Here is an 8,177-nt window from a genome sequence, read left to right on the forward strand (position 1 = left end):
GTAAGTCCTCCTTTCGATATAGTTTTTTTAACATTGCCTTGGCCCGGTAGATCTGGGTCTGAAGAGTTTTGATATTTTTCCCGGTTTTGGCGACTATTTCGCCGATATCCATCTCATAATAAAAGTAATCAACTGCCACATCCCGGTAAGGCGGCTTCAACTGACAGCAACAATCGTACAGTTCCTTTCGCACTTCCGTTTCCAGATAATCCTTCTCAATCGAAGACTGGGCGGAGGACGGTTGTGGACCTAGTGAGAGAAAGTAGCTGTCTTCCGTGGGTATCTGGCGCCGGCCGGTGCTTTTTAGGTAATCCAGGCATTTGTTGGTGGCAATCTTACAGAGCCATGCCCGCTCGTTGACGCCGTCAAAATAGGGCAGGTTTTTGTAAGCCGACAGGAAGGTCTCCTGTGCCATATCCTGTGCGTCAAAGTAATCGCCAATCAGTTTATAACAGATGGAATAAATCAGATTTTGGTATTGCTGGACCATGGTTTCCAGCTGCTGCTCCATACTAATTGCCACTCACCCCTTTCTCTCTCTTAATTATAACGACAAGTTGGGGAAAATGTCTTCAAAAAAATTTAATATTTTTATGGGGGCAAAAATTGGCAAGAAGAAGGGATTTGTGTTATACTGGTTCTACAACCTGCGGGAAAAGTAAGGAGGAGCGACTATGATTGAATTAGGAAAAGCGAAACGTCAAGCCATACAGTCCATATGTCAGGACAGCGAAGAGGTGCTGGTGCGGGGCGCCATGGAGGGGACCATGGGACGCGTGTTTGTGCCGAAGCTTCAGAACTCCTCTTACTGTCTGATACATGCCGGAGATTTTGATTATCTGCTGGGACTTCCGCCAAGCGGCGGGGAAGGAGCCTTGAATCTAAAGTCTCTGATTTATGAGATATGCAGCGGTGATTTTATCACCCCCGGGGACGAGAGGTGGGCGGCCTGGCTGGAGGAGGAATTCCAGGGGCAGTACCGCACCGTGACCCGGTACGCGTTAAAGAAGGACGAGAACCACTTTGACCGGGCGGTGCTGGAAGGATACAAGAAGAACATTCCGGAGGGCATCCGCATCAGAAAGATTGATGAGCGCCTCTACCAGCTGACGTTAAAGGAAGAGTGGAGCCGGGATTTCTGTGTCAATTTTGAGGATGCGGCCCAGTTTATGCGGGACGGTCTCGGATTTGTGGCGATGAAGGGACGGGAGATTGTGGCCGGCTGTTCCGCCTACGGGTACAGCAGCGGCATGATGGAGGTGGAAGTCGGCACCAGAAAGGATTACCGCAGACAGGGACTTGCCCTGGCGTGCAGCGCTGCCTTTCTTCTGGAGTGTCTGGACAGAGGAATTTATCCCAACTGGGACGCGGCCAACGAGCAGTCCGTGGGACTGGCGGAGAAGCTGGGCTATGTGTTCCACCGGGAATACCAGGTTTACCAGCTGTTAGACACGGAATCGGAGGAATGACGCCGTTATAGAATGAGAAGAAATGAAAAAGGAGAAGGGAATTATGGAAAGAAGAGATATTTACAGGACAGTGGACCATACACTGTTACTGCAGGATGCGACATGGGAGGAAATCCGCCAGATTTGTGATGACGCGGTGGCTTACGGCACGGCGTCGGTGTGCATTCCTCCTTCCTATGTAAAGAGGGCCAGCGAGTACCTGGGCGATCGGATGCCTGTCTGCACGGTCATCGGTTTTCCCAACGGCTACAATACCACGGCTGTGAAGGTGTTTGAGACGGAGGATGCCATCAAAAACGGGGCGGCTGAGATTGACATGGTGATCAACATCGGTGATTTGAAGGACAAGAACTACGACAAAATCACGGATGAAATCAGACAGATCAAGGCGGCCTGCGGGGAGCATATTTTGAAGGTGATTATCGAGACCTGCCTGCTGACGGACGAGGAGAAGGTGAAGATGTGCCAGATTGTGACGGAGTCCGGCGCGGATTATATCAAGACATCCACCGGCTTTTCCAAGGCGGGAGCCACTTTTGAGGACATTGCCCTGTTTAAGGAGCATGTAGGTGAGGGTGTGAAAATCAAGGCGGCCGGCGGCATTTCCTCCTTTGACGATGCGGAGCGTTTCATCGGACTGGGAGCGGAGCGGCTGGGCACCAGCCGGATTGTGAAACTGGCGAAAGCGGAGGAGGAAGGTCATGGACGACAGACAGCTGATACGGACGGCTATTGATAATCTTCCAAACTCCTATGTGCCATACTCCCATTTTCATGTGTCTGCGGCCCTGTTGTGCAAGGACGGCACCGTGTACACGGGGAATAATATTGAAAATGCGGCGTACAGCGCCACAGTCTGTGCGGAGAGAAGTGCATTTTTCCGGGCGTTAAATGAAGGAAAACGGGAGTTTGAGGCCATCGTCATCTGCGGTGGGATGAATGGGGAGATTGCAGACTACTGTGCGCCCTGCGGCGTGTGCCGGCAGGTGATGCGGGAATTCTGCAGTCCGGAGACTTTTCGGATTATCCTGGCGAAGACGGAGGATGATTACCGGGTGTTTACGCTGGAGGAGCTGCTCCCTCTGGGGTTTGGGCCGGAGAATTTGAGATAGTAAAAGCCATATGACAGAATCGGAACAAGGAGGGGTGACGCATGCGGATGTATGATTTGATTTCTGCGAAGAAGCATGGAAGAGCGTTGTCGAATGAGGAGATTGCCTGCATGATGCGGGGCTTTGTGTCCGGGGAGATTCCGGACTACCAGATGTCGGCGATGCTGATGGCCATCTATTTTCAGGGAATGAATGAAGAGGAGATGACATATCTTACATTAGAGATGGCCCGCTCCGGTGATATGGTGGACTTGTCGGCCATTGAGGGTATCAAGGTGGATAAGCACAGCACCGGCGGCGTGGGCGACAAGACGACCCTGGTGATTGGGCCGCTGGTGGCTTCCCTCGGGGTGAAGGTCGCCAAGATGTCCGGCCGCGGCCTGGGACATACGGGTGGGACAATCGACAAGATGGAGTCTATTCCAGGACTTCGGACCTCGATTCCGAAAGAGGAATTTTTCGAGATTGTGAACAGGACGGGGATTGCTGTCATCGGGCAGTCGGGGAATATGGTTCCGGCGGACAAGAAGCTCTATGCCCTGCGGGATGTGACGGCTACGGTGGACAGTATTCCGCTGATTGCGTCGTCCATCATGAGCAAGAAGCTGGCGGCCGGCAGTGACGGCATTGTGCTGGATGTGAAGACTGGAAGCGGCGCGTTTATGAAGACGTTAGAGGATTCCATCGCTCTTGCCAGGGAGATGGTGGCCATCGGTACGGGAGCCGGGCGGAGCTGCTGCGGGCTGATTACCGATATGGATGTGCCGCTGGGCCACGCCATCGGCAATGCCATGGAAGTGATGGAGGCGGTGGATACGCTGCGGGGAGAGGGACCGGAGGATTTGACGGAGGTCTGCTTACAGCTGGCGGCCCACATGCTCTACATGGCGGACCGCGGTGAGATCGAGGCGTGTTATGAGATGGCGAAGAAGGCGCTGGAGGACGGAAGCGGTCTTCAGACGCTGGCGGCCATGGTGAAGGCCCAGGGCGGGGATGAAGCCTACATTCTGGATACGGGACGGTTTGGGAAGGCCCGGTTCTGCCATGAGGTGAAGGCGGAGCGGAGCGGGTATATCACCCATATCGACACCGAAGCCTGTGGAATTGCTTCCGTGATGCTGGGAGCGGGGCGGAGCCGCAAGGAGGATGTGATTGACTATTCCGCCGGCATTTACCTGGAGAAGAAATATGGGGATGCGGTGGAGGCCGGCCAGGTTCTGGCGGTGCTTTATGCGTCGGACGAATCGCTGTTTGCGGAGGCGGAGAAAAAGCTTCTGGATGCCTATGAGATAGGCGGGGAGCCGGCGGCTCCAAAGAAGCTGATTTATGCCAGGGTGACGAAGGATGCGGTAGTCCGTTTTTAAAGTCAGGATAACATTACCAGAGGTGATTCACAAAACATCATTGAAAAATTTTAATGACTATTGTATAATAGAGTCATCAGATAGGAATGTTTGTGATTCCTGGAATGCTCGACAATCTTACCTTCTTTGAACCTACATTAGACATCATGGGATTCCAATATTTTCAGACGGATGTCAGGCCTCCTTCGAGTGGAAGGCAGAAGTTTGAGTGAGGTTGCCCACCTAGCACGGCTAGGCGTCAAATAGTAAGAACCGGCATTTTGGGACCACAAAAGATGAAAGCAGCGAGAAATCGCTGCTTTATCTTTTTGATAAGATGTGGTACTCTATAAGCAAATCCTCCAAGGAGGAGTTGATAACGATACGGGAATGAGGAAAATGGAGATGAAGGAACATAAATTCAGGGAATATATTTACATGGGAGTGACGGCAGTGCTGGTGATTGTGGCCTGTATCGCCTGTGTGTTTATATTTCTAAAGTGGGGGGCCGTGAAGGCGGGGCTTCGGACCCTGAGCGGGATTTTGGCGCCGATTACCTACGGAGCCATTCTGGCTTATCTGCTGACCCCGGTCTACAACCGGGTGGTAAAGTGGAGCAAAAAGATTACCGACAGGTACTGGAAGGATAAGAGCGGGGGAGAGGGGATTGCCAAGGGAGTTGGCACGCTGGTCAGTCTGGCGCTGTTATGCTTTATTGTGGTTGGTTTAATCTCCATGGTGCTGCCCCAGGTGCTCAACAGCATTATCGGGGTCATCAACGCCCTTCCTGGCAACGCGGAGAAGTTGTCTCTCTGGATTCAGACGGTGTTTGCCAATAATCCGGAGGTGGAAAAAACGGTTCTGGATCTGTATACCCAGGCGGTTGACAAGGTGATTGCCTGGTCCACCACCGATTTGATACCCAACCTGGAGAAGGTGATATCCGGCGTGTTCAGCGGCGTCATCAGCGTGGTCAATCTGGTGATGGATGCGCTGATTGGTATCGTGGTGATGGTGTACTTATTAAATATCAAGGGAAAACTCTGCGCCCAGGCGAAGAAGAGCATCTACGGCTTTTTCCCGCTGGGAATCGCCAACGAGATTATTGAGAAGTTCCGGTTTATTCATCAGGTGTTTGGCGGGTTTATCATCGGGAAGATTCTGGATTCGGTGATTATCGGCCTGCTGTGCTTTTTGTGTCTGTCTGTGATGAAGATGCCGTACGTGCTGTTGATCAGCGTGATTATCGGCGTCACAAACGTGATACCGTTTTTTGGACCGTTTATCGGTGCAATCCCAAGTTCCATCCTGATCCTGATGATCAACCCCATCCAGTGTCTGTATTTTCTTATCTTTATTTTTCTGCTTCAGCAGTTTGACGGAAATATTCTGGGGCCGAAGATACTGGGGGAGAGCACGGGGCTTTCCAGCTTCTGGGTGCTGTTTTCCATCCTGCTGTTTGGAGGATTGTTGGGATTTGTGGGCATGATTATTGCGGTGCCGACGTTTGCGGTGATTTACCGGCTGGTGTCGGAGCGGGTGACGGTTCTGTTAAAAAAGCGGAATCTGAATACGGATACCGACATTTATCAGAATCTGGACCATATTGAAGAAGAAGGTTATATCTATGTGCCTCTTGTCGTGGAGGCAGAGCATAAGGAATGTGAAGGAGCCGATGAGGGAAAGAATTAGGAAAAGAAGAGCCAGAAAGAGAAATATGACCCTGGCATGGTTTATGGGGATTCCCATCCTGGTGCTGGTTCTGGTGGTGATTATCATCGTCAGTGAGCCGGAACGGGACGGAATCTCCAGGGCGAAGGCTTACAAGGCGGCTGCCCTGGCCATGACGACCGTGGAGGAACTGAAGGAGGAGGCAGGGACAGAGGTTTCGTATTTCCCTGAAAAGTCCAAAAGCCAGTGGTACGTCAAATACATGGATTATCTGTACCGTCAGGAGCTGTTGTCCACAGAGATGGTTCCGGCGGAGGAGAAGACGGCGGAGGGCTGGCTGACCTACGAGGAGGCCGGGGAACTGGCGTCACGGATATCGGAGCGGCTGGGCAGCCAGGTGAAGGTGACCAAGGGAAACCGGAAGAAGCATTTTCCAAAGGATGACTGGTGGCGTCTCTACGATGAGATACGCAAGGCGGTGGACACGGAGGGGGCTGTGGAGAGCAAAAGCCTTCTGGTTTACGGAACACCGCTCAATGTGGACGGCACGGCGGCCTGGACGGCCTACACCAGCGAGGGAACCCTGGGATTTGAGGGCCTGAGTCTGGATTCCTACATAGACAATGAGATACAGGTATTGATGCGGGGCAAGGAGATTATCCGGGTGGAGAGCCTGGTGTCGGAGGATGTGGTGTACCGCAATATCTGGCTGAAATCTGCCTCGGAGAAGTCCCTGGAAGGTTATGTGGGGAGCATTACCAGACAGTTTGATTTGAAGAAGGAGATAAAGAATCCGGCGGAGATGGGAAGCATGGTTGCGGACCTGCATCTGTCTGCCGGAAAGGTAAAGAAGGTCGTGCTGAAGAAGGATAAAATCACCGGGAAGGTTCTGGAGGTGAAGGACGACTCCATTGAGATTGAGGGATATGGGGCCGTGCCGCTGGATGAGAATTTCTATGTATACAAGGTTTACGGGGAATTCCGGCAGCAGCAGAAGTCGGATATCCTGGTGGGTTACGACATTCAGGAGTTTGTGGTGGCGGAAGGAAAACTGTGCGCGGCGTTAAGCGTGCGGCAGTTTGACGCGGAGACTATCCGTGTGCTGGTGATGGACACGGGATTTCATTCGGTGTTCCACGACAGCATTACGCTGACGCCGGAGAGTGACGCCACGCTGATTATTGACGAGAAAGAGACGAAGATGGAGGCGGGGGAGAGTATCTCCCTGGCGATGGATGACAAGCGGCTGAATGCGGGACGTATCATCCTGAAGCCTGCGGATGAGCTGCGGGGAATCGCCGTGAACTCCATCGAGCGCTCCCAGGGGACTCCGGTGTATCCGGGTCGGCTGGAAGTGAAGCGGGAGGAGGAAGGGCTGGTGCTGGTCAATGAGCTGTATCTGGAGGATTATCTGAAGCGGGTGGTTCCCAGCGAGATGCCGGCCAGCTATGAGAAGGAAGCCCTAAAGGCCCAGGCGGTCTGCGCCAGGACTTACGCCTACCGGCAGATTCGAAGCAACAGCTACCGGCAGTACGGCGCCCATGTGGATGACAGCACCCGGTTCCAGGTGTACAACAATGTGCTGACGGAGGCCAGCACGGATATGGCGGTCAATGAGACTTACGGCAAGCTGCTTCAGTATGAGGGGGCGGTGCTGGAAGCCTATTACTTCTCCACCTCCTGCGGGGTGACCACGGACGGGACCATCTGGGGGGCGGATTTGAGCACGGTGCCTTATTTGCAGAGCGTCTCCGTGTCGGAGAAGAAGCTGGATGTGGATTTGACCAGCAATGTGAATTTTGCGGATTTTATCAAGAACAAGTCCTATCCCTCCTATGAGTCGGGGTACGCGCTGTACCGGTGGAATACCAAGATTACCAGCAGACAGCTGGAGCAGAAGGTGAATGACATCGGCACCATCACGAAGATCACCATGAAGGAGAGAGGAGCCGGCGGTATCGGGAAGACCATGGAGATTGAGGGAACCGAAGGGGTGAAGACCATCTCCGGCCAGGGACAGATCCGCTCGATACTGGGGAATCCGGAGCTGGTTATCAATAAGAACGATGGAAAGACCATGACCGGGTCCGACACGATTCCAAGCGCCTTCATCGCCATTGAGCGGGGAGAGCCGGACGAGGAGCAGGTGACGACCTTCACGATCTATGGCGGCGGCTATGGACACGGCGTCGGCATGAGCCAGAACGGGGCCCAGGGGATGGCGAGGAATGGGATGAATTATAAGGATATTCTAACGTCGTTTTTCAGTGGAGCGGCGGTGGAAGAACTTGGAGCGAAATGAGAAAAGAGAGAGGAGCATATCAATCAGATGAGCTCCTCTCTTTATATGCGATAATCATATGGAAAGACCGATACCCGGAGCGTCAGCTTTAGACATTCCGAATATCGGTCTTTTTCTATGTGAAATCTTTGACGAACTGCTCAGGCCGTTTAGCGGCGGAAGCAGTAGAGCGGGAGACCGTCCTTCATGGGTCTTGACACTTCCCCCTGGATGAGCGGGCGGACGTAGGAGAGGAACGTCTTCACTGATATCGGTTCCATGTCTGGTGATCCACTCCTTC

Annotated in this window: 7 protein-coding genes and 1 other RNA gene; 7 read left to right on the forward strand and 1 reads right to left on the reverse strand. The window is 53.0% G+C overall.

Annotated features, from left to right (window positions below; all coding sequences use genetic code 11):
* A partial coding sequence (locus tag HMPREF9473_RS12110) for an RNA polymerase sigma factor (RefSeq protein WP_347508889.1) occupies positions 1-523 on the reverse strand: 523 nt, incomplete at its 3' end.
* A gap of 151 nt (positions 524-674) precedes the next feature.
* Between HMPREF9473_RS12110 and HMPREF9473_RS12115 the strand changes: the two genes are divergently transcribed.
* From HMPREF9473_RS12115 to HMPREF9473_RS12140, 7 genes are all read left to right on the forward strand, one after another.
* Positions 675-1,469: a GNAT family N-acetyltransferase gene (locus HMPREF9473_RS12115; RefSeq protein ID WP_006780401.1), complete on the forward strand. Its 795-nt coding sequence runs from the start codon at positions 675-677 to the stop codon at positions 1,467-1,469.
* A 43-nt stretch (positions 1,470-1,512) separates the two neighbouring features.
* On the forward strand, positions 1,513-2,205 hold the full coding sequence (deoC, locus tag HMPREF9473_RS12120) for a deoxyribose-phosphate aldolase (protein ID WP_006780402.1): 693 nt from the start codon (positions 1,513-1,515) through the stop codon (positions 2,203-2,205).
* On the forward strand, positions 2,171-2,581 hold the full coding sequence (gene cdd / locus HMPREF9473_RS12125) for a cytidine deaminase (protein WP_006780403.1): 411 nt from the start codon (positions 2,171-2,173) through the stop codon (positions 2,579-2,581). The genes deoC and cdd overlap by 35 nt, the downstream gene beginning before the upstream one ends.
* Before the next feature lie 41 nt (positions 2,582-2,622).
* Positions 2,623-3,945 (forward strand): pyrimidine-nucleoside phosphorylase, encoded by a 1,323-nt coding sequence (locus HMPREF9473_RS12130; RefSeq protein ID WP_006780404.1) that lies wholly within the window; start codon positions 2,623-2,625, stop codon positions 3,943-3,945.
* 93 nt (positions 3,946-4,038) lie between these two features.
* A non-coding RNA gene (gene ssrS / locus HMPREF9473_RS26860) (6S RNA) lies at positions 4,039-4,216 on the forward strand.
* 113 nt (positions 4,217-4,329) lie between these two features.
* Complete coding sequence (locus HMPREF9473_RS12135; RefSeq protein ID WP_006780405.1) at positions 4,330-5,616, forward strand: AI-2E family transporter; 1,287 nt, start codon at positions 4,330-4,332, stop codon at positions 5,614-5,616.
* Positions 5,600-7,897, forward strand: a complete 2,298-nt coding sequence (locus HMPREF9473_RS12140) for a SpoIID/LytB domain-containing protein (protein WP_050810033.1) — start codon at positions 5,600-5,602, stop codon at positions 7,895-7,897. The genes HMPREF9473_RS12135 and HMPREF9473_RS12140 overlap by 17 nt, the downstream gene beginning before the upstream one ends.
* Positions 7,898-8,177: the final 280 nt, after the last annotated feature.

Origin of the sequence: Hungatella hathewayi WAL-18680, assembly GCF_000235505.1 — a bacterium.
Classification (GTDB): Bacteria; Bacillota; Clostridia; order Lachnospirales; family Lachnospiraceae; genus Hungatella_A; species Hungatella_A hathewayi_A.

Coding starts and splice junctions, on each gene's coding strand:
- HMPREF9473_RS12115 (WP_006780401.1), top strand. CDS start 675: ATGATTGAATTAGGAAAAGCGAAACGTCAAGCCATACAGTCCATATGT.
- deoC (WP_006780402.1), top strand. CDS start 1,513: ATGGAAAGAAGAGATATTTACAGGACAGTGGACCATACACTGTTACTG.
- cdd (WP_006780403.1), top strand. CDS start 2,171: ATGGACGACAGACAGCTGATACGGACGGCTATTGATAATCTTCCAAAC.
- HMPREF9473_RS12130 (WP_006780404.1), top strand. CDS start 2,623: ATGCGGATGTATGATTTGATTTCTGCGAAGAAGCATGGAAGAGCGTTG.
- HMPREF9473_RS12135 (WP_006780405.1), top strand. CDS start 4,330: ATGAAGGAACATAAATTCAGGGAATATATTTACATGGGAGTGACGGCA.
- HMPREF9473_RS12140 (WP_050810033.1), top strand. CDS start 5,600: ATGAGGGAAAGAATTAGGAAAAGAAGAGCCAGAAAGAGAAATATGACC.